Here is a 21,066-nt window from a genome sequence, read left to right as displayed (position 1 = left end):
GATCTGTTAGCGGCAATGAAAGCGGGGCCTTGGCCCCGCCGTAACATTTATTCGAATGCTGACATCTGGGCAGTGGCGGCTTGCCTGTCGACCGAGTTGGCAGGCTGCTCGACCGTGCGCTCGTAAGGCTTCCAAGTTTCGCCAGTGATATCCTCGTAAGCGGAGACAGCACCCTCGGCGGCCATTCGAAGCACGTGGGCCTGCAGGCCCATATCGGCTGCGAACTCGCGCTTGCGCTGGGCGCGGCTGTCGAAGCCGACCGGGCCGTCGAGGTCCTCGTCTCTGGTATCGTTGGAGAGTTTCGTGGTGAGATCGCGGGCTTCTGTGACCGCGCGGCTGTAGAACTGACCGGCGCCGTAGGCGGATCCGACGAAGGATCCGACGATGCGCTGCATGTGGATCTGCATGGCCTTTTCGGCGAGTCCATCCTTCAGGGCATCGGCGCTTTCGATCAACTGGCCGCGATGGAGGTCGCGGACCCCCTCGCTGTCGATGAGGGCAAGGCCGAAGCTTTCGGAGATGCGCAGTGCCTGGGTGGCGTCGGGGCAGGCGAGCCTGACCATTTCGAGTGTGGTGGCGCGCTGGGATTTGGCGGGACGGTTTTTCTGGGTGGAGCGGTTGAGCGGTGCCATGATCGGATCCTTTATGAGCGATGTTTCAGCGAAGCCCGGGGTGCCGGTTGTCGTCCGGCTCAGCCCCTCGGGTGCGGGCAAAAGGACATGGGCGTCAGCGGCCCGGCCCAAGGTCAGGGCATTGCCAGGAGGAGCGAGGATGGTTTGCGGATGGTGCTGCCCGCACTTGCGGGCTGCAACAGACGCGGGCCTGCCTTGCGACGAGGCGATGAACCTGCCGCAACGCGGCGCGCCAGCGGCCTTTGACCGGGACGCGCCCATGTCAGACCGCAGCAAAACCGAGGTGCTGTGCCGGCCGACGAACTGGCTCGGCAGCATGATGCAATCGCCATGGCGCTCCGAACTTGGCACCGCTGCGTCATTCACAAGGGGCCCGACAAATCTCGACCACACCACACTCCAGCGCAAGCGAGTTGCCGCCTTGCCCTGGCTTCCACCTTCGATCAAAGCGTCACAGCGCCCTCGACTTGGACGGGACTTTCTGCTCTCACCCGGCTCCGTTGATCTACTTGCCGTGATCGGTACGCGGCCATGCGGTGCTTGCATTTCCACCGCGCCTTCGTTTTTAGTGTCCGCTCTACCCGCCGGGAGCGGAGATCCTGCTGCCGTGCCCAGATCCTGCGATAGAGCTCGATAAAATCGATCACCTGATTTTGGGGAGGGTGAATGCCGGTACACGCGACAGTCATTGCCTTGCCGCCCAGGTCACGAAGCTGGACGGACCGTCATATGGCTTGTGCTTCAGTGGATCGATGACGAAGCCATGCCGGCCGATCACGTAGTCAGAGCGTGGAACCAGGAACCGTCGTTCGCCGACCTCGCCACGGATCCCGCCCAGCGTCGCGATGCACTCGACAAAGCTAGGCTGTTGATCGGAATTGAGAGCTGCGATCACCACCCAGTCGTTGCGGTGGACACTCTCGAATTCTTGGGCGTCCCGCATGTGAGACTGACTGCCGTTCAGTATTGCGCCCGTGACGCGCTCGTAGGCATCAGGGCAATAGTCGCGAAGTGTGCGATCGGCTAAGCGCCGCTCATAGGCGGTGAACAACTGTGGAAAGGCATGGGCAACCTTCGCCCATTCACAATCCTCCTCGTAGAATCCGTCGTCATTACGATAGAGGGCATGGACGATGGCATTGGCATTCTCGGCGAGATGGAAACCACCATGGCTGGCGGTCGAATGCAGAACGATACCGTCGGCATATCGCCGCGAGACCTGCGCCACGCCCCAAAGCGTCGACGCTCCTGCTTGTATCGTGGGCCGGTCCAATGTCCGTAGTTCCGCCTCATGCACCGCTCTTTCTGTGGCCATGTCATCACGGATCTTTGCCATGACAAACTCCTTCTGATTGCTCGAAACAGAAACGCCGCCAGCATCAGCCAGCGGCGTCGGGTTCAGACTCGTTCGACCGATGCTATTCGGCAGCCTCGCGGAAACCTTCGTCCGCCTCTTCCTCGGCGGCAGAATGGTCCACAATCTCACCACCGGAAAGCTGATCTTCGAGCGTATCGGGAACGTCGTCGGCATCCTCCAATCCGCTGTCGATGCTGGTGTAACGTCCAATCCACGACCGCACGTCGTCCGTGGATGGGGGCAGCAGCGCTGCCGGATGCACCAGCTTTCCCTCGGCAAAATGCTCGACCAGAGCCGCACGGGTATCCTTCACCTTGATCCGACCGGGCACGCCCGCCGTTTCCGCGGTCGCCTCCAGCGCAATGCGTGACAGGCATGAGAGGAAGTCTTCGTTCGCCATATTGGGCAGGAATTGATCGGCGCCGATCGCATCCCCGGCAATGCGGGCGATCAGACCGCTATCGGAGCGATTGCGCCGCAGAGACAGGACTTCGATCAGCACCGAGCGCGCAGCTTGCAACAGTGTCTCGCGATCGAAGGACAGCTTGCCGTTCTCGCCGATCAACCGGGCAGCATGCGGCCCGCATTTCGCATGACTATAGGGATTGTCCGATGCGCCGCTGGCGACCGTGACATTCGTGCCGGTAAAGGCCAGAATGAGCAGAGCCATCAGCGTGTCGTCTTCGATCGGCGCGCGGGCAAGCGCCTCGTGGAGAGCGTCAGTCCGCAGATCGCCGATCATGTCGAGACCCTTCTGGGTCACGTCGGGCCGCGCCTTGGTTACCTCGACTTCGTCAACGACGGTTTCGACACCATCGGCTTCCTTGACCAGCTTGGGCTTCTTCGCCTCCGGCATGCGATAGGCAACCGATTGAACTGAGCCGTCGCGCGCGTTGATATACCAGCCGGTCAGGTCACCCTTGCCCGATTTGCCATAGACCTGTTGCGCCTTCGCGGGGAGCTTGGCCTGGCCGTATTCGTTGGCCTCGATGACCGAACCACGCTTGGGCAGGTTGTTGGCAAGCCACTCCTGCTGGGCACCGAGGAATGCCTCGACATCTGTCGTATAGCGGCTGTCCTCGTCGGCGGGCGCAAACAGGTCCTCGACCCAGGTGATGCCATAGGCCTGCGCCAGTTCGTCACCGAAGCTTGCATGTTTGGCCAGCATCCGGGTCGTGGTCAGCGCGCGGGCGACCTCCCACCACGAAACCTGCGGATCCTGCTTCTTCGGCTTGTACTTCTTCCACACTTCGGCCTGCTCGTCCTGGCAAGCGGCAGCGATGGTGCGCAGCTGCTGCTCGTTCGGCATGTCGCCGCGCGCCATCTGGTCGAGCATGGCCGGCAGGATGTTGGCCAGAAGCCGCAGCTTGCGGATCTGCCGGCTCGGAAGTGCCAGCGCCATGGCGATCGACTCCTCGGTCCAACCGAGAGCTACCAGCCGCTCGATGGCGCGCCATTGGTCGACCGGATTCAGCGGTTCGCGGGCGATGTTTTCCGCAAACGACTGCATGGCGCCGAGATCGTCGGAAGGATCGGCCAGCAGCAGAGGGATTTCCACGAGATCCGCGGCAATGGCTTGTGCTGCACGGCGATGGCCGAAGACGATGATGTAGCTGTTGCCGCCATCCGGATCGAGTTTGACGATCGGCGGCTGGACGACACCGATGGCCCGGATCGATGCGCAGAGCAGTGCGTCGGACTGGGGCGAAGATTTCGACTGGCGGGACCGGCCGGGATTGTCCTTCAGGCTGCGCGGATCGGCTGTAATCAACTGCATGGGAATGACCTTTCGGTTTCGGGCGGACGGACTGTCCTTGCCTCCTCATCTTCTTCTCGAAGACATCCTCCGAACCGCAGGACGGGACGGCGGCTGCAATTGCGGCGGAGCAGACCTGGCTTGCGGGAGAGCGAGGCACACCTGCCTTGCGAAACAAGCTGGCCCGGTCTCGGCGACCGGCGCGATTGAGGGAACCGGCAGCCGTCGGACCGTCCAGCGAACCGGTTTCCTTCTCCTCGTCCTTCTCCTTCCCCTCCCTCTCGTCCTCCCTTCCATTTTCCAGCGATGTCACACGATTTTAAGCAATTGCTGCTGAACTCTGGCCATGACAAAGCCACCGCGCCAAAAATCCCAGCCGCTTTTGCGGGAGACGGATCTCCCGATCCGCTCGCGACCGCGCAAACCACGCGATCCGGCGCAACCCCAGCTCCCCTTCGACCCGATGCCCGATCGTATCGAACCGTGCCTGGCGCTGCTGAAAGCAAAGCCGCCGTCCGGACCGGACTGGATCTACGAGATCAAATGGGACGGCTATCGTATTGCGGTTCACATCGAGCCGAACTCCGCACGGATCATCACACGTGGCGGTCATGACTGGACCGACAGGTTTCCGGCAATTGCAGCCGCCGCGCGCAAGCTCGGGGTGGGGACCGCCATTCTCGATGGGGAAGCCGTCGTGCTCGATGCCGAGGGCCGCTCGGATTTTGGCGCGCTGCAGCGGTCGCTTGGCGGGCGTGGGGGCAGACAAGCCTCCGGCGATGCCATCCTCTACGCATTCGACCTGTTGTATTTCGATGGCCACGACCTGACGAAGATGGAGCTTTCCGGACGTCGTCACCTGCTGGAAGACCTGATCGGCGAGAGCGAAGGAACGATCCGCGTCTCGCAGGAGGTCGAAGCGGATGGCGCGACACTTCTGGAGGCCGCGCGCGAGCACGGCCTGGAAGGCATCATCGCCAAGCACCGCGACAGCACTTATCGATCGGGCCGGCTCGGCGACTGGCTGAAGATCAAATGCATCCAGAGTGAAAGCTTTGTGATTGTCGGATACGAGCCATCCTCTGCAGCACGCGGCGGGATCGGCAGTCTGCTGCTGGCGGCCTACCAAGGCGACGCGTTCGTCTATATCGGTTCGGTCGGGACTGGCTTCAAAGAGAAAGAGGCAATCGAACTGCGCCGGATGCTGGACACGCTGAAGACCAGGCGTGCTCCAGTGGCCGTCGACAAGAAGGGGGCCGTCTTCGTTCAGCCGACACTGATTGCGGAGATCGAATACCGCGCATGGACCGACGACGGCAAATTGCGGCACGCCTCGTACAAGGGCCTGCGGGAACTGCAGGATAACGCAGCGATCTACAAACTCCCGGAATAGCGCCTGTAGGCAAAAAACGAAAGGGCGCTCGACCCTTTCGGGGAGCGCCCTTCCAACCCGGACGGTTTCAAACGCGCGGCAATCGCCACTGCAGGAAACCATCGAAACGAGTGATAACCGATAGATGTGTATCGGCCGACCTCGTTTCAAGTGACGGTGGGTATGCCGCTGTTCACGCGGCTTCCTGGCGATCCTCCTCTGGTTCGTCGGCGGTTGCCGCCAGATCCCTTTCGATCTCGTCGAGTTGGCTCAGCTTGAGTTCGAGCTCGGCTTCCAACGAGAAGCTCTCTCCCAGACGCGGCGTGTAGGAGGCGAGCCGTCGCTTGGCATCGGTGAGCCGATTGCGATGGCTCTCGCGTTCCGGTTCAAACCCGCCAAGCGCATGTTCGAGCCGGGAGATCGCGCCGATCGGCGTGGTGGTGACGGCCAAATCGATCTCGTAGTCGCGACCTGTGCGTTGGAGCAGGGTGTCATAGCGATAACCATCCTTGCCAAACCGCTCGCCCTGATAGGCGAGATCGAAGCCGCCGATGGTGGCGATGATCACCTCTTTCTCCTGCTGAAGCTGCACCAGCGTCAGGATTTCCTTCATCAGCGCGCGGCCAGCGAGTTTGCGCTCGTCGAATGTGTCTTCGCCAACTTGCATGACAAGGGCGTCGCCAGATGTTGGGGCCAGCAGCTCGATATCCTTGCCCACATCCTCGATCCGGCGGCTGGAAAATTCGATATCCCGTTCGGCGTCGCGGATTTGCCGGCGGATGGCGTGCTGGTCATCGATATGCGCGGCCCGCAAGCGGTCGAGACGGGCAATCTCGGCCTCCAGCCCCGCCTTCTGCATCAGCCGCTCGTCGCCGGACGCGATCGCCTTGGCCATGGCAAACTGGTTTGCCTGCCCCTCGCCCATATCCTCCAGCCGTCGAACGCTGGTGTCGCCGGACAGGGCAGCCGCAATGAAGCGGGCCTTGCGCTCATTGTTCTGCCACATGGTAGCATCGAGGCTGCCGAGTGTCGCATAGGCGAAGACATCGACTTCGTCATGCTGGTTGCCCTGGCGAATAATACGGCCTTCACGCTGCTCGATCTGCGATGGCAACCACGGCACATCGAGGTGGTGCAGAGCTTTCAAACGAGCCTGAACGTTGACGCCGGTGCCCATGGTTTCCGACGAGCCGATCAGTACGCGAACTTTTCCGGCATTAAAGTCGTTGAACAGGCGCTGCTTGGCATCCGACTTCTTGTAATCCTGCATGAAAGCGATTTCGGAAGCCGGCACGCCAAGGCGGACGAGCTCATCGCGGATCCATCTGTATGCGGAAAAACCGCGGGATGCCTCCACATTAATCGTGCCGAGGTCGGAGAAGATCAACTGGCCGGCGCCCTGCCGGTCGAACGGTTTGCCGTCCTTGCGACGATACTCCGCCTCTCCGGTTTCCTGCCAGATGCGGTGGGTGTTAGTGACAAGTGCGTTCAGCTTGTTGGCGGTCTCGTTGCCCATGGCCTGATCGACCAGCCGCAGATCGATCGCCGCATGGCGGCCATCGGTGATGACGGAAAGCAGAATGTCGTCACCGGGCTTGGCCGGACCATCGCGCATCTCGATCGCCTTGTTCCGCGCGTCAAGTTGCTTCTGGTACGCCTTGAAAGCAGCGGTTGGCTCGGCCGTGATGATCTGTCGTTTGCCACCAGATATCTCGGGCACCTTCACATAGGTTCTGAGATCGACGGGCAGTACGACGTCGGCGAAGGAGCGGAACATGGCGATGAGTTCCGGCACGTTGACGAACTGGCTGAAGCGCGTGACGGGCTTGTATTTGCCAGACGGCTGCAGTTCAAGTTCGGTCGAGGTATCGCCGAAGGTCGAGGCCCAGGCGTCGAACTCGTGCAGACCACGTTCCGACAATGCTGCCGGATCCATCATCCGCTGCACGGAGAACATCTCGCCGAGCGTGTTGGTGATCGGCGTTCCCGAGGCCAGTACCAGCGCCCTGCCCGGGTTCTTCGTCTCGATAAAGCGGGATTTGACGAACAGGTCCCAGGCGCGCTGCGAGCCGTTCGGATCGACACCGCGCAGGGTCGACATGTTGGTGGCGAAGGACAGCTTGCGGAACTCCTGCGCCTCGTCGACGATAATCTGGTCGATACCGAGTTCGGAGATGGTCAGCAGATCGTCTTTCCGTGTTGCCAACGCCTCCAACCGCTCCTTGTGACCTTCCTTCATGCGCTCGATGCGCTTGCGCGAAAGCCGATCCTGGCTATCAACCTTGACCAGGAGCTCCTCGTAGAGCTCCAACTCGTCCTGAATCATCTGCGCCTCGAAGGCCGATGGCACCGCGATGAACCGAAACGCCGAATGGGTGATGATGATCGCGTCCCAGTTGGCGGTCGCCGCCCGTGACAGGAAGCGATGACGCTTTTCTCGGGCGAAGTTCGTTTCGTCAGCGACCAGAATGCGGGCATTGGGATAGAGCGCCAGGAACTCACGGGCAGCCTGCGCCAGGCAATGGCCTGGCACGACGAGCATCGCCTTGTTGATCAGACCCAGCCGGCGTTGTTCCATAATGGCCGCTGCCATGGTCAGCGTCTTGCCGGCACCGACGGCATGAGCGAGATAGGTGGCGCCGGCTGAGATGATCCGCCAGATGCCGCGTTTCTGATGCCCATAAAGAGAAAAGGCGCCAGAGGCGCCAGGGAGTTGCAGGTGGTCGCCATTGAAAGATCGCGGCGCTATGTTGTTGAATGTATCGTTATAGACCCGCGCTAAGCGATCAGTGCGATCCGGATCGGACCAGATCCACGACTGGAAGGCGGACTTGATCTTGGCGAGCTTTTCCTTGGCCGCCTCCGTTTCTACCGTGTTCAGCACCCGGCGCTCGGTCTCGCCATCGCGGATCGTGTCGAAGATCTGCGGCACGGACGAGTTGAGAGCGTCTGACAGCAGCTGGCCGGCATGGCGGCGATGGGTGCCCCATTCGGTGGTGCCGGATGCCGACCATTCCAGCTGACGGGCATTGACCGTCCAGGTCGCCAGTTCCGGCAGATGATGAATGGAGATGTCGGCCTCCATCATCTTTTTGACGAAGGCGACGACATCATCGGCCGGGATCCATGGGGCGCCAAGGCGTGCGGTAATATCCGAGGGCCTGAGATCGGCTGGCTGCACCCGCTCAAGCGCTGCGACATTACCGGCGAAGGCGGGATCGAGTTCGGCGGCGGCGCGAGCAACAGTGAGCTTCGACCGGACCGCACCGGACAGATATGCGTCGGCCATCTGCCAGGAGCCATCGGATGGATCGCAGAAGATCGCCCCGCCCAGCTCGCCGAGAACGTTCTCAACGTCGCGATGCAGCAGCTCGGCAACATGATCGAGATCGACATGGCCGCGTTCGTTCAGAACAACCGCGAGCGCATCGAGCGCCGAAGTGATCACTGGTGCCGGCGGCGGCGCGATGACGCGCTCGGTAAAGATCGGCCCGGGTCTGGCGGTGTTTGTCTCCAGATCATAGTCCTCGATCGAGGCCACCAGCCAGCAATCGGGATCGTCGAGGAAGGACGCGAGGTTCGGCCGGCGATGGACCTCCCTGATCTCACCGGTTTCCGGATCCTCCGATGTCGAGACGGAGGTGAAGTTGATCGGGCCGAATTCGCGCACGAAACTCGACCAGCCAATGCGCAGCGACACCTGCGCCTTCTGCCAGGGCTGGTCGCGTTCCTGAAGCTTGAGAATGAGCCGGACCGCATCGCGGATCGGGATGAGCTTGCGGATAATGAGAGCATGCTTGGCGAAGATGCCATCGGTGCTCCGGCCCTTCCTGACCTCGACCGGGACAGCGACGCCGTCCACCACCTGCATCAGCGCCGTGGCCTTGCCGATGAAATAGCTGCCTTCGCGAACTTTTGGATCATCCGGGCGCTCGACCATGGCTTCCGCGACTTCGTCCTCAAGGGCGAAGTCGATTGTGGATGGCTCACCGTCATAGAGATCGGCTGGTAGCTGGCTGATCGCGGAGTTCAGGCTCGTTTCGAGATCATTGTCAAAAGGGAGGCATGTATAGGCTTCGCCGAATGGACCTGACGTGATCGCATGCTGTCCCAGCACTATGTCGGAATGATCGGCGAACCACCTGTTGATACGGACGCTGCCGCCCTCGCCTTCGGCCTGGACATCCGCGAGATCGAGCCAAGTGTTGTTTCCAACCGTCTCATCCGCACGGCGCTTTCGGAAGAAGAGGATATCGACAACGACATCGGTTCCGGCGTCGGCGCGAAAGCTGCCTTCGGGCAAGCGAATGGCGCCAATCAGATCGGCCATGCCGGCGATGTGTTCGCGCGCGCGGGCATCGGCCTTGTCCATCGTGCCGGACGAGGTGACAAAGGCCGCAAGACCGCCGGGCTTCAGCCGGTGGATGGACTTGGCGATGAAATAATCATGCAGCCGCAAGCCGAGAGACCGGAAGGCCGGATCACTCTTCACCGTCCTGTCAGAAAACGGCGGGTTGCCGATCGTCAGATCGAAATGGTCGGGCAGGTCGGTGCGCGCAAAATCGCTTGTGATGATCCTTGCCCGCGGTTGTAGCAGCCGAACGATGCGGGCGGTGACGGGATCGAGCTCGACGCCGGTGACATGGCTCACCTTCGAGAGAGCATCCGGCATCAGCGCCGGAAACATCCCCGTACCGATACCCGGCTCCAGGATCCGTCCACCATCGAACCCCATGCGGACCAGGCCCGACCAGATGGCACGAACGATAAACTCCGGCGTGAAGTGGGCATACTGGGTGCAGCGCGCCAGAGATGCGTAGTCCCCGGCCGCGACGGCGCTTTCCAGATTGCCACCGAGCTCTTCCCAGCCTCTACGAAAAGCGTCTTCGCCAGGACGCCGGAATATGCCGTTGGCCAGATCCGACGCGCCGAAGCCGGTGAACTTGATCAGCCTGGCCTGCTGGTCAGGTCGGGCCGGAAGGCCGTGACGCTCGATCTCGTTGGCCAGTTGGATGGCGGCGATATTGTCACGCGCCCGGTCGCGCCAGGATTTGGCGAGACCGCGTGTACTCTCCAGTCGGAAATCGACCCTCGCGCGCATCTGCGGTTTAGCCTCTGGGATCGTCAGAACTGGGGCGGCCGGCGCCGGCGTCGACGGCGGTGGGTCATCCTCGAGATCGGTCCCAAAGTCCGCTGCGAAACCCGGCACACCGAGATCGAAACCGGATGCGAGAGCTGTATTGCCGAACAGGTCGATGGTGAAAGGATCGTCATGCGCCATTGGAAAACTCCTGTGAGGTGGCGCGCCGAGGCACACTCGCCGTTGAATGCGAGTGTTGCGAAGACGCAGAATGGTGAGATCGCGAAGTGAAGGTCGCTGTCAGGCAGCGATAGTTTCCGGCAATAGACGGAATTGCACCGGCAGCTTGGCGGCGATCTCCTCGTCGGTCAGATCGCCGAGCAGCTTCCAGACCTTGCCTTGAGCTGAGGGATAGACGAGCACGATCTGGCGATTGCGCAGATCGGCTGGAAAACGTGCGTCGGCATAGCCGCGGAAATCCGGACCGGTCGCGCTCCAGATATGATCGAGTTTTTCCTGTCGGTTCATGGCGCGGACGGGACGGGATTCGCGGGTGATGATCTCGGCGCGCATGCGGTCGGGTGACTGTCGATCGGCCAGGTCGCAATAGCCGTGAAACCATCGGAACCGATCATCGATCGGCAGGGCGAAGAAAACGCTGGTGACGCTGGCGGCCAGGAATTCGCGCATGGCGAACATGTCGCCGCGATAAAAGAGCGGCGGCAGGATCTCGAACATGTGGTCGTGATCGGCTTCGGATATCTCAAACCACTCGCCGACATATCGCGTGCCGTTCATCCTGTCATCGTTGAACGGCGACTGGCTATGGCGATTGAACAGGGCGTACATTTCGTGGTGGCTGGCCACACCTTCGAACACTTTACGGATGGTGGGAGTATCGAACATCTGCGGCTCCTTTGGGGTTGCGGCTGAGCTGAAAAGCCTGTTCGACCTCTCCTGCTTCAGTCCTTTGATTACCCCTCCTCAGCCGGCGCCTCGCGGGCAGCGGGTCAAGGGCCGCCGTCAGGCGGGCGGCAGCTTCACCCTTGATGCGTTGGCCGCGTATGCGGCAGCTCGCCTTTCTCCCTCCTCTCCTTCAGTTCCTCATTCCAATCCTCACTCTGCGGCCTCAGCCGAGAGAAATCGCAACCGGCGCTGTCCGCCATCTGGCGCAGGCGGTCGGCAAAAACTTCACCCTGGACGTTATTGTCGGTCGCTGCCACAAGCCACGCGCCCTCCCCGGACGCTAAGTTTTCCAACGCGAACGCGGTTAGCGGAGACCAGCCGCCTCCAGTGCTGACATAGAGCGTGTCGGATCGTGTCTGCTCGATCGCGGCCAGGCTGAGCGCATCGATCGCCGCCTCCGTCACACAGATCCGATGAGCGTCATTCATCCCAAACTGGAAGAGCGCCTTGGCGCCGCCGGTGGAAAACCCGCGCCAGTCCGGACCGCGCTCCTCCCAGCCGATGACGGCACCAGCCTCATCGACATGCTTTGCCCACATCGAGCCATATGGGCCTTCCCGAAGAACGTCTGCATCGATCGCCGCGGAGATGACTTGCCATGGCAGCGCCCGGCATCGCTGGAGGTAAGTCCACGTCGCCGATCCGCGCCACGGCCGTTTTCGGTGGTTCCAGCGGTCAGCGACCGAAGCAATTGGCTGCGTTTGATGTTGAGGCTTCTCCCATGTCGGTGCGACTGGCTGGAACGCGATGAGAGCCCCGACAACTGCCAGGGCCTCGGCAAATCCGATCCCATGAAGATAGCTTGCAAGGGCAAACACATCGCCCTTGGCGTCCGAACGGGCGTCGAACCAGCCCCTGTCGTCGTGGATCACGATGACGATATCGTCGTCGCGCCGGAATTTGACCGCCCGGCGCGTGCTCTCTTTCCGGTCTATCGCGAAGCCCTCATGCTCAAGGACGGCTGCGCATCCCACCCGGGCGCGCAGCTCCTCGATGTCATTCTTATCCATTTCGTTTCCCCTGCTTTCCTGGCTTTTCGGACTGGCAGCGCCCAGGCCGCGAAGATGAAAACGCGCAAGGGCGCGGTTCGCAATGTGCAGATCTGCGGGACAAGCTCGCGGCGAAGCCTCCCTTGCGCGCGCATCAGCGCAAGCGGCACGCCTTCCCCCCGGAGGGTTGATCGGCTCAATGAGCCGATCCGTAGGCAAAGGGATCATAGATATTGATGATGGCGTCCTCATCGCCGTCATACTCGGCGGAAAGCATGACGCCGATCTCGCCATCGATTTCGAAGAGGGTGACCGGGACCATCAGGGTCCGGGCAAGATCGAAAGCGTGGTTCTGTGCGAGGCTGAGATCCGACATGTGAGGCTCCATCCGTTGGCGGGGCCAATCCCCGCTCGATGGCGCCCGTTCGATCCGGACCCGGCCGCGGTCACCTCGGCGGCGCAGCCAGAGAGGTCGCAGTAGCTGCGAACCCCTTGCGGGTTGACTGCCCAAGGACGGGACTGGATTAGGGATGCCAGACAAGAGAGCTGGGTTAGCAACGCCAATGGTTGGAGCGGATTGCGTTCGGGCTAAATTGCACGGCCACTTCCTGATCAAGCAACCTGCCGGTTCGGCTCTAACTCAGGGATGGAACTGCGCGGCTTCGGCCTGCTGGGAAGGGAACCTTGATGTTACATTACGTGTTGCTGGACAGACCCGGATCGACGTACGCGTCAGGGATGGCGGCCCGAAGGGTGAAGACTTTATATTGAAGGCTTCAGCGCAGCCTACAGCCCGGTCCCAGAGGGTGACGCCACACTCAGGAAAGCCAAGTCCCGCCTATGTGCAAGGATTAGGAACAACACATCCTGGCTTCAATTGACGAAACCTGGGGCTGAATTACTCCACGCGCTTCCTCAGAATTACCTGATTGTGGAAACGATCCGCAAGAGAAGCGACTGAAGCCGGCAGGCCTTCGGAGTCGGCGTTGGCTTGTAGCATGATGGCCGGGTGTCCAAGGCAGCGGTGGCTTGGTATTCTGGTTTGGGACGAATGAGATTCTTCCATGATCGTCAGGCCCGGCGTGAACCGTTGAAAGCCCAACCGAAAACGAGAAAAATGAGAATACTCGAGCTATCGGCAAGGGCCGTGTCGGAAAACAGCATTTCACAAAGAATGTGCTTTGCGTGCGGCGGTCCCCCCAGCACTGGCGCCGGCGAACACGTGATCCCCAAATGGCTTCAGCATAAGTTCAATCTCTTCAATGAGCGTCTCACCCTGCTGAATGGGACACTTATTCCATATCGAAATCTGACTGTTCCGTGTTGCGAAGCTTGCAACAACGGTTTCCTCTCCCAGATTGAAAACGCCGTGCAGCCCATTATTGAGCGTGGCACAGTAGAGACTCAGGACGAAAAACTACTCCTTGGCCGATGGTTGTCTAAAATCCTGATCGGCTTTCTCGTGAAAGAGACCGGCCTCTTACTTGATCGCAAGCGACCAGATAGTGGGCCGATGGTTCCTGCGCAATTCATCGAGGAACTGCAGCACTGCCATTTCGTACTCCAAAGCGCGCGAAAACCCACCACATTCCGATGCCTCCACGGCGATTTGCCTTTTTCACTGTATTTTTACGAAGTAACTGATACCGGAGGAGATCAAGAATTCGACCTCTCGACAAACATTTTCGGACAGTCCGCAGCGATTAGAGTCGGCCGGCTTGGCGTGATATTTGTTAGCGACGGCGGGCTTCAAATGCACGCTGGCCCAGGAGGGCCTTACGCGCTCTCCGGATCCGCTGTTATCGGCGCCCAATTCAGCGAACTGGCGGCTCGTGTTCACTACAAAGCCACACTGAGGGATGCGACGCATTTTTATATCACATCCGAGAACGATGAGTTCATGCAGGTAGAGCAAATGCATGTTGAGTCATATTCAGGCCTAATTCCGGGCAGCGACGAGTTGCGCATCTTCAAAGACTGGGACGAGGAAGCCTTTAGCTACGCCTTGGCGGCCTACACGCGATGTGAAAGGTCCGCCGTATTCGATGAGGGAACAAAAACGTGCAAGTCCACGCTCGGCTCCCTTCTGAGCGATCATTGAACAAGCGGCGCACCCGCGCATTCGAGCCCGGCGCGCTATATAGCTCCTTCAGCGCTGCTTGATTTCGAGCTCGTAGCCGCCAGCGTCTTCGCTCAATGAACTCAACCGATCCAGCGCCGATGTTCGCTTGGCGTCACGCACAGCCTTGAACGCTGCGACATCCACGGCTCTCAAACGCCGGTGACTTCCCACTTTTTCACCAGCAAGCTCGCCGGTATCGACCAAACGCACGAGATATTGCCTCGATACGTTGAGAATATCGGCCGCCGCCTGCGTTGACAGCATCTCTTCGTCGGGCAAAACCGTTACCGGTCTTCCGTCTGCGAGAAGCTCCGCGGCCCGATACATGATGTCGGTCAGCGCATCTGGCAGGTCCAGGCGTTCGCCATCGGCATTGATTACCTGAAACGTTCCATGCTGCTTTGCGGAACGGGAAACCAACAGCGATGCGACACGGGCCGCGGCTGACCGCTCGAGAGCAGGAACGGCTTTCGAAGTCTTCGAGGGCTTTTTGTCGGACGATGTGCGATGTGATATGGCCATGCCGGTAATATGGCGCATAAACGCTATAAACGCAACCACCTCCCCGAATGATCAGGGGGGATCTTGATGAGTGCCTATGCCAATCGCCGTCCTCGATGCCGACGTCCTATTCCCCATGATGCTGCGCGACACATTATTGCGCGTGGCTGCGGCAGATTGCTATCGCGCGCATTGGTCGTCGCGAATCCTGGACGAAGTCACGCGCAACCTTATCAGCGACTATGGAATGGAGCCGACCAGAGCGAGGGTACTGCGCGCCGTTATGGAGGAGGCGTTCCCCGACGCGAATGTCGAAGGCTGGGAGCCACTGGAGCCGGCAATGCGGAACCACCCCAAGGATCGGCACGTGGCCGCAGCAGCTGCAGCGATCGGGGCTGGCATCATCGTCACATCGAACATCCGAGACTTCAGCGATCTTCCGTCCGGCGTCGTCGCCATGACACCCGACGACTTTCTGGTCTCCCTGCTGAGTAAAGAGGCGGACAGGCTGTTGGAGACGCTCGTCGCACAGGCCGCAGGCTACCGTCGACCAACTTTGTCCGTCGTGGAATTGATGGAAAGGCTGTCAGGGATTGCTCCCAAGTTTGCCGCAAAGGCATTGTCCATTTTGAGCACAAAAGCTAAATGACCGTTGAGAGGCGGTTTACTGAAAATTCCTACTCTTCACCTTCAGCGTATCGATATGAAGGTCATCTATGTAAATTTCGCGCGCCTTGACGCCCATCGGCGGCCGCTCGCGACTGTCCGGACTGTCCGGTGAACCATGGGCGAACTCGTCGCCACGCCCTGTCGGCACCCGGAAACTATCCCGCTCACCAAGGCTTGCCAGATCACTGGTCAGATCGAACATCCGTTGCGCGACAAGATGCACGACGCCGCCTTCGCGCTGGATCTTGCCGTTGATCGCCATCATCGCGGATCCGAGCACGACGCGGCGCTGTCTTTCAAACAGGCTCGGCCAGACGACGATATTGGCGACCCCGGTTTCATCCTCGATGGTCATGAACATCACGCCCTTGGCACTGCCGGGTTTCTGCCGGACGAGCACAAGGCCTGATGTCATCAACCAGCGACCGTCGCGCGCCGATGTTGCATCGGCGCAGGTGACGATGTTTCGGCGGGCGAGATCCTCCCGCAGGAAACTGACGGGATGGGCTCGCAGAGTGACGCCCGTATGTCCGTAATCCTCGACGACATTGGCGCCCTCCGTCATCTGCCGAAGCGCCACATCCGGTTCCTGCTGTTCAGCGATCACCGCCCGCTTGCGATCGGCGGCGGCAGCAAACAAAGGGAGCGGTTCGTCGCGCAAGGCCTTGATCGCCCACAGCGCATCGCGTCGTTCAAGTTTCAGAGCCGGCCGGAACGCATCGGCTTCGGCGAGCTTGACCAGGGAGGCCGACGACACGCCGGCGCGCCGCCACATATCGTCGATGGAAACGAAGGGCTCGTCGCCCCGCGCCACCGCGATTTTTGCCGCGTCCTGTTCTGGCAGCCCCCTGACCAGACGCATTCCGAGACGCACCGCATGGCGGGCGGTACCCGCGATCTCTTCCAGCGTGCAGTCCCATCGCGAACGATTGATACAGACCGGCCGGATCACAACGCCATGGGCTCGTGCGTCGGTAACGATCTGGGCCGGCGCATAGAACCCCATCGGTTGCGCGTTGATGAGGGCGGCACAGAACACATCCGGATAATGGCATTTCATATAGGAGGAGGCGTAGGCGATCAGGGCAAACGAAGCGGCGTGGCTTTCCGGAAAGCCATAGGAGCCAAAGCCCTCGAGCTGGGAGAAAGTCTTTTCGGCGAATTCCTCGGTGTAGCGTTTTTCACCATGCCCCGGACAAGCTTGTCCTTGAACTTGCTGACGCCGCCGGTGAACTTGAAGGTCGCCATCGAGCGTCTGAGCGCATCGGCCTCGCCGGCGGTAAAGCCGGCACAGACGATCGCCACCTTCATCGCACTCTCCTGAAACAGTGGCACGCCCAGCGTCTTGCCAAGCACGGCCTCCAGTTCCGGCTTCGGATAGACGACAGCCTCCTTGCCCTCGCGCCGCCGAAGATATGGGTGCACCATGTCGCCCTGGATCGGACCGGGGCGAACGATCGCCACCTGGATGACCAGGTCGTAATAGGTCTGGGGTTTCAGCCGCGGCAGCATCGACATCTGCGCTCGGGATTCGATCTGAAAGGTGCCGAGCGTGTCGGCCTTGCGGATCATCGCATAGGTCGCTGGATCTTCCTGCTCGATAGTGGCGAGATCGAGCACTCTTCCCTTGTGCTCCTGCAGGAAGGCGAAACTTCGTGCCATGCAGGTGAGCATCCCGAGCGCCAACACGTCGACCTTCATGAACTTGAGCGCCTCGATATCGTCCTTGTCCCACTCAATGGTCTGGCGGTCCTGCATGCGCGCCTGTTCGATCGGCACCAATTCGTCGAGGCGGTCATTGGTCAGGACAAAACCACCCGGATGCTGGCCCAGATGACGCGGCGCGCCCATCAGCTGCTGCGCCAGTTCCAATGTCAGCCGCAGGCGGCGGTCGGACATGTTCATGTTCAGCTCGTTGACCTGCTTTTGCCCGACGCCCTCCTTGCTCCAGCCCCAGACGCCGGCAGATAGCGCTGTGATCATGTCTTCGGGCAGGCCGAGCGCCTTACCGACATCGCGAAGTGCACCCTTGGCGCGGTAACGGGTGACGGTCGCGCAAAGGGCGGCTTTTTGCCGGCCGTAGGTCTTGTAGATCCACTGGATCACCTCTTCGCGTCTGCCATGTTCGAAATCGACGTCGATGTCGGGCGGCTCGTTGCGCTCTTCCGAGATAAAGCGCTCAAACAGCAGATCGTTGGCGGCCGGATCGATCGCCGTGATCCCCAGCACGTAACAGACGGCGGAATTGGCGGCGCTGCCACGCCCCTGACACAGGATGCTCTGAGATCGCGCAAAGCGGACGATGCTGTAGACAGTCAGGAAGTACGGCGCGTAATGGAGTTTTCGGATCAGGTCGAGTTCGTGATTGAGGGTCTTCACCACATCGTCAGGCACACCCTCGGGGTAGCGATCGCGAACGCCCTCCCAGGTGAACTTCTCCAGCGTCTGCTGCGCCGTCAGGCCGGGGATGATGGCTTCCTCGGGGTATTGGTAAGTCAGCTCGCTCATGTCGAAGCGGCAGCGGTCGACAATCTCGCGGGTACGGGCAAGTGCCTCGGGGTATCGGCTGAACAGCCGGTACATTTCCTCTGGCGGCTTCAAAAAGCGATCGGCATGCCGTTCGCGCAAGAAGCCCGCCTGATCTATGGTCGTGCGATGGCGAATGCAGGTGACGACATCCTGCAATTGCCGTCTACCCGGCTCGTGAAACAGCACGTTATTGGTGACAACAGGCCGAACCTTGTGCCGGATCGCCATAGTGTTGAGGTCGTGCAGGCGCAGTTGGTCGTTCGGCCGCCGGCGCAGCGTCAGCGCTATATAGGCGCGGTCGCCAAATATCTGCCTCAACTTGCGCAGCTGGACAGCGCAGGCATCATCAGCCTCGTCGGGAATCAGGATGGCGAGCAGACCGTCCGCATAAAGGGCGACATCCGACAGATCGAGGATGCATTTGCCCTTGCCACCCCGCTCCTTTCCGAGCGACAGCAGCCGGCAAAGCCTCGAATAGGCGGCCCGGTCCGTCGGATAGACCAGCATCGACATGCCATCAGCCAAATCAAGCCTGCAGCCGACCACCAGCCGGACGCCGGTCTCTTTGGCCGCCTCCCAGGCCCGCACGATCCCGGCCAGACTGTTGCGATCGACAATGCCAAGCGCCTCGATGCCGAGTGCCTTGGCGGTGGCAAACAGCTCATCGCAACCTGACGCGCCGCGCAGGAAAGAAAAATGACTGGTGACCTGGAGTTCAGCGTAGCGCATCAGCCGTAGATCCCGTGCAGGAACCATTTGGCCGTTCCGGTCGCGGGATCCACGCCGTCGCCGGAGCGATAGACCCAGAAGCGATTGCCGTCCTCGTCCTCGACGGAATAGTAGTCCCTGACCGCCTCCATTTCGGAGGAACGGACCCACCACTCGCCGAATACCCGTTCCGGCCCGTCACCACGCTTGATGCGCCGGCGTTTGCCGCGCCAGGTCATGGATGCCGGCGGATGATCGGGTGTGAGTGCAATGACCTCGATCCGTTCCGGGCGCGCCAGCATCCGGCTTGGTCGCGGCCAGCGGGTCGGCCAGGCTTGACCGAGTTTCGCGGAAACGGGGGAGACACGCCCGACATTGCGCTCGGGAACGTCGCTTTCGACCGGCGCCAGCCGATACATGCGCTGACCGCGATTTCCAAGACTGTCGAGCAACGGCGTGACGTCGACGATCATCTCTTCGACCAACGAGGAGATCGACTGCTTTTCTTCGAACGGCTCGATCATGGTAGCAGTGAGGGACAGTTTTTCGATACCGAAACCGGGATCGATCTTCTCGATGCTGGAACAGAGAAGCTTTGTCAGATGCTGGATATCGCGCACCGGCTTGGCCGTGCCGGCACGCAGGGACTGTAAGGTGTTGTCGACGCGGTAGATAATCAGATCGGCGCGGCGAACGCCCTGCCCGCGCGCCTCCAAGGCGGCGCAGAGTTCGACCACCAGCTTGCCGATATATTTGGCGATGGTCTCAGCGGCCCCGATAGGCTCGGAGAACGACCGGGACACCTCGACGAGCTCAGCGGTACGAATGGGGTCGATCGGTTCGGCAAGCCGTCCGAACATCTGATCGAGCCGGCGGCCCACCTCCGGCCCGAAACGCAATGTCAAAGGCGCTCGCGGCGTTGCGGAAAGTTCGCCGACGGTTCGGAACCCGAGCACGGTCAAGCCGCTGACAATGTCAGGAGGCAGACGAAGGCTGGAAATCGGCAGGTTGACGACGGCCTTTGCTGTCTCACCAACTGGCACGATGATCACCTCGCGCCGCGTGGCGCGGGCGATCGCATGGGCACTGCCCCAAGTATCGGCGATGGCGCCGCGGGCGTGAAGGCCGTGACCTCTCAACGCATTGACCAGGCCAGTCAGCATCAGCAACTCGCCGCCGCGCAGATGGTCGGCGCCCTCGGTATCCATGACAATACCATCGGGACTGTCCATTGCTACGACCGGCGTATATTGGCGCAGCATCCATAGCGCCAGGCGCTCAATCGCCAAGGCATCGCCGTCCGGATCGGCATCAACTATGTGCAGGCCGGATATCATCGCCTGGGCTTTGGCGGCGGGCATGCCGATGCGGACACCCGCCTTGAATGCCGCAGCGTCGATTGCAGAGACGGTGCGTTTTGATCCACTGCGCGCGACGACCACGACCGGTGTTTCAGGCAAAATTCCAGGATCGGCGCGCCTGATCCTGTCCGTCGCGAGCGTGGGGAGAAAGACTGATACGACCCGTGGCATCGCAGGCACCTATTTCAAATTCTGCGGCTTCTCCCGCTCTTGCTCTGATCAATTCCGCCAGCCACCGTGCCCGCCCGATGCCGGGCACGGGAAGTGGCTCGGAAGGCAGGACGCTGATGCGCCAGCGTGTCGTGGCGGCCGTCGGCTGCCCGAAATCGGCGGCCTCCGTCGGGCGCCGCCATCGTCGCAGCGCAATTCCGATCGTTCCTGAAGCCTCGGCCGCCAGCTGCAGGCGCCGCGAGGCGGTCATGGGCAGGCGAACAAGCTCTGCAACCACGGCGCCAAGCCCGCCAAAACGCAGGCCCTCTTCGAAATTCGTCAGCACGTCCTCTTCCCGGTCGGCCTCGACATAGATCACCCGATCATGATGGAGGCCTGCCTGTGCCAGTGCCGGCGCGAAGAGATCCGGCCGTGTCAGGCACCAAAGGATGTCGCCCTTTGTGCGCGCGACAATCCCTGCAACAAACAGGGCGGCGGCGGCGCCATGCACCGCATCAGCGCCGCCACCGGCCACCTCGTGCAGGGCACCGCAAGCCAGCCCACCACCGGGAAGCTTTGCATCGATCTCAGCTATTCCGAACGACAGCACCTCGCCCTTGCGCGCAGCTCCGCCTTCAAGGCGCCGGATACGGTCCTGAAGCTCGGAAATGACGGGGTTGGCGGCAGTGATTGGCATCGATTTCCAACGTCAAGAGTGCATTTGCATAGCCAAAAAAAGCTGATATGTTCTGTTTTTGTTCTTTAATCGGTGACGAGTCAACGGGCAAGAATCGGGTGGACTGCAGCCGGCATCACGAGACGGTTGTTGCCCAATCGATTCATCAAGCAGATTCAAGCCGATGCTGAATGTGAT

13 protein-coding genes and 1 pseudogene are annotated in these 21,066 nt (G+C 61.0%); 3 read left to right on the top strand and 11 right to left on the bottom strand.

Going from position 1 to position 21,066, the window contains the following annotated elements:
• Nucleotides 1–47: 47 nt before the first annotated feature.
• From FS819_RS26000 to FS819_RS25990, 3 genes are all read right to left on the bottom strand, one after another.
• Nucleotides 48–632: a hypothetical protein gene (locus FS819_RS26000; protein ID WP_197434243.1), complete on the bottom strand. Its 585-nt coding sequence runs from the start codon at nucleotides 630–632 to the stop codon at nucleotides 48–50.
• A 685-nt stretch (nucleotides 633–1,317) separates the two neighbouring features.
• On the bottom strand, nucleotides 1,318–1,968 hold the full coding sequence (locus FS819_RS25995; protein ID WP_156551332.1) for a DUF7007 domain-containing protein: 651 nt from the start codon (nucleotides 1,966–1,968) through the stop codon (nucleotides 1,318–1,320).
• Nucleotides 1,969–2,050: 82 nt separating this feature from the next.
• Nucleotides 2,051–3,766, bottom strand: coding sequence for a ParB/RepB/Spo0J family partition protein (locus tag FS819_RS25990; RefSeq protein ID WP_156551333.1), 1,716 nt, complete (start codon nucleotides 3,764–3,766; stop codon nucleotides 2,051–2,053).
• A 325-nt stretch (nucleotides 3,767–4,091) separates the two neighbouring features.
• Between FS819_RS25990 and ligD the strand changes: the two genes are divergently transcribed.
• Complete coding sequence (gene ligD, locus FS819_RS25985; protein WP_156551334.1) at nucleotides 4,092–5,138, top strand: non-homologous end-joining DNA ligase; 1,047 nt, start codon at nucleotides 4,092–4,094, stop codon at nucleotides 5,136–5,138.
• A gap of 172 nt (nucleotides 5,139–5,310) precedes the next feature.
• On the opposite strand, the gene FS819_RS25980 is transcribed toward ligD, so the two are convergent.
• The 4 genes from FS819_RS25980 to FS819_RS25965 form a co-directional block, all read right to left on the bottom strand.
• Nucleotides 5,311–10,398, bottom strand: coding sequence for a helicase-like domain-containing protein (locus FS819_RS25980; protein WP_156551335.1), 5,088 nt, complete (start codon nucleotides 10,396–10,398; stop codon nucleotides 5,311–5,313).
• A 99-nt stretch (nucleotides 10,399–10,497) separates the two neighbouring features.
• Nucleotides 10,498–11,103, bottom strand: coding sequence for a DUF1419 domain-containing protein (locus FS819_RS25975; RefSeq protein WP_156551336.1), 606 nt, complete (start codon nucleotides 11,101–11,103; stop codon nucleotides 10,498–10,500).
• A gap of 134 nt (nucleotides 11,104–11,237) precedes the next feature.
• Entirely contained in the window at nucleotides 11,238–12,173 is a 936-nt protein-coding gene (locus FS819_RS25970) for a DUF3991 and toprim domain-containing protein (RefSeq protein WP_156551337.1), read from the bottom strand.
• A gap of 175 nt (nucleotides 12,174–12,348) precedes the next feature.
• On the bottom strand, nucleotides 12,349–12,528 hold the full coding sequence (locus FS819_RS25965) for a hypothetical protein (protein ID WP_156551338.1): 180 nt from the start codon (nucleotides 12,526–12,528) through the stop codon (nucleotides 12,349–12,351).
• 633 nt (nucleotides 12,529–13,161) lie between these two features.
• Between FS819_RS25965 and FS819_RS25960 the strand changes: the two genes are divergently transcribed.
• The gene (locus FS819_RS25960) at nucleotides 13,162–14,253 is read left to right on the top strand and encodes a hypothetical protein (protein ID WP_156551339.1); all 1,092 of its coding nucleotides are present in this window, start codon (nucleotides 13,162–13,164) and stop codon (nucleotides 14,251–14,253) included.
• Nucleotides 14,254–14,301: 48 nt separating this feature from the next.
• Here the strand turns inward: FS819_RS25960 and FS819_RS25955 are convergent, their stop codons facing one another.
• Nucleotides 14,302–14,796 carry a helix-turn-helix domain-containing protein gene (locus FS819_RS25955; RefSeq protein WP_234624975.1) on the bottom strand — a complete coding sequence of 165 codons (495 nt, stop codon included), beginning with the start codon at nucleotides 14,794–14,796 and terminating at the stop codon, nucleotides 14,302–14,304.
• A gap of 76 nt (nucleotides 14,797–14,872) precedes the next feature.
• Here FS819_RS25955 and FS819_RS25950 point away from each other — a divergent pair, with 76 nt between their 5' ends.
• The gene (locus FS819_RS25950; protein WP_156551341.1) at nucleotides 14,873–15,424 is read left to right on the top strand and encodes a VapC50 family PIN domain-containing toxin; all 552 of its coding nucleotides are present in this window, start codon (nucleotides 14,873–14,875) and stop codon (nucleotides 15,422–15,424) included.
• Between the two features lie 15 nt (nucleotides 15,425–15,439).
• Here FS819_RS25950 and FS819_RS25945 read toward each other — a convergent pair.
• From FS819_RS25945 to FS819_RS25935, 3 genes and pseudogenes are all read right to left on the bottom strand, one after another.
• Nucleotides 15,440–18,702, bottom strand: a pseudogene (locus tag FS819_RS25945) (error-prone DNA polymerase).
• The gene (locus FS819_RS25940) at nucleotides 18,702–20,213 is read right to left on the bottom strand and encodes a Y-family DNA polymerase (protein ID WP_156551342.1); all 1,512 of its coding nucleotides are present in this window, start codon (nucleotides 20,211–20,213) and stop codon (nucleotides 18,702–18,704) included. Before FS819_RS25940 ends, FS819_RS25945 begins: the two are co-directional and overlap by 1 nt.
• Nucleotides 20,134–20,889, bottom strand: a complete 756-nt coding sequence (locus FS819_RS25935; protein WP_156551343.1) for an ImuA family protein — start codon at nucleotides 20,887–20,889, stop codon at nucleotides 20,134–20,136. The genes FS819_RS25940 and FS819_RS25935 overlap by 80 nt, the downstream gene beginning before the upstream one ends.
• Between the last annotated feature and the right edge of the window lie 177 nt (nucleotides 20,890–21,066).

Source organism: Allorhizobium sp. Av2 (genome assembly GCF_021462805.2).
Classification (GTDB): domain Bacteria; phylum Pseudomonadota; class Alphaproteobacteria; order Rhizobiales; family Rhizobiaceae; genus Allorhizobium; species Allorhizobium vitis_G.
This window is presented reverse-complemented; position numbering and strand designations above follow the sequence as displayed.

Bases quoted from the DNA above. Each gene is read 5' to 3' on its own strand.
- FS819_RS26000 (WP_197434243.1), bottom strand. From the start codon at position 632: ATGGCACCGCTCAACCGCTCCACCCAGAAAAACCGTCCCGCCAAATCC.
- FS819_RS25995 (WP_156551332.1), bottom strand. From the start codon at position 1,968: ATGGCAAAGATCCGTGATGACATGGCCACAGAAAGAGCGGTGCATGAG.
- FS819_RS25990 (WP_156551333.1), bottom strand. From the start codon at position 3,766: ATGCAGTTGATTACAGCCGATCCGCGCAGCCTGAAGGACAATCCCGGC.
- ligD (WP_156551334.1), top strand. From the start codon at position 4,092: ATGACAAAGCCACCGCGCCAAAAATCCCAGCCGCTTTTGCGGGAGACG.
- FS819_RS25980 (WP_156551335.1), bottom strand. From the start codon at position 10,398: ATGGCGCATGACGATCCTTTCACCATCGACCTGTTCGGCAATACAGCT.
- FS819_RS25975 (WP_156551336.1), bottom strand. From the start codon at position 11,103: ATGTTCGATACTCCCACCATCCGTAAAGTGTTCGAAGGTGTGGCCAGC.
- FS819_RS25970 (WP_156551337.1), bottom strand. From the start codon at position 12,173: ATGGATAAGAATGACATCGAGGAGCTGCGCGCCCGGGTGGGATGCGCA.
- FS819_RS25965 (WP_156551338.1), bottom strand. From the start codon at position 12,528: ATGTCGGATCTCAGCCTCGCACAGAACCACGCTTTCGATCTTGCCCGG.
- FS819_RS25955 (WP_234624975.1), bottom strand. From the start codon at position 14,796: ATGGCCATATCACATCGCACATCGTCCGACAAAAAGCCCTCGAAGACT.
- FS819_RS25950 (WP_156551341.1), top strand. From the start codon at position 14,873: ATGCCAATCGCCGTCCTCGATGCCGACGTCCTATTCCCCATGATGCTG.
- FS819_RS25940 (WP_156551342.1), bottom strand. From the start codon at position 20,213: ATGCCACGGGTCGTATCAGTCTTTCTCCCCACGCTCGCGACGGACAGG.
- FS819_RS25935 (WP_156551343.1), bottom strand. From the start codon at position 20,889: ATGCCAATCACTGCCGCCAACCCCGTCATTTCCGAGCTTCAGGACCGT.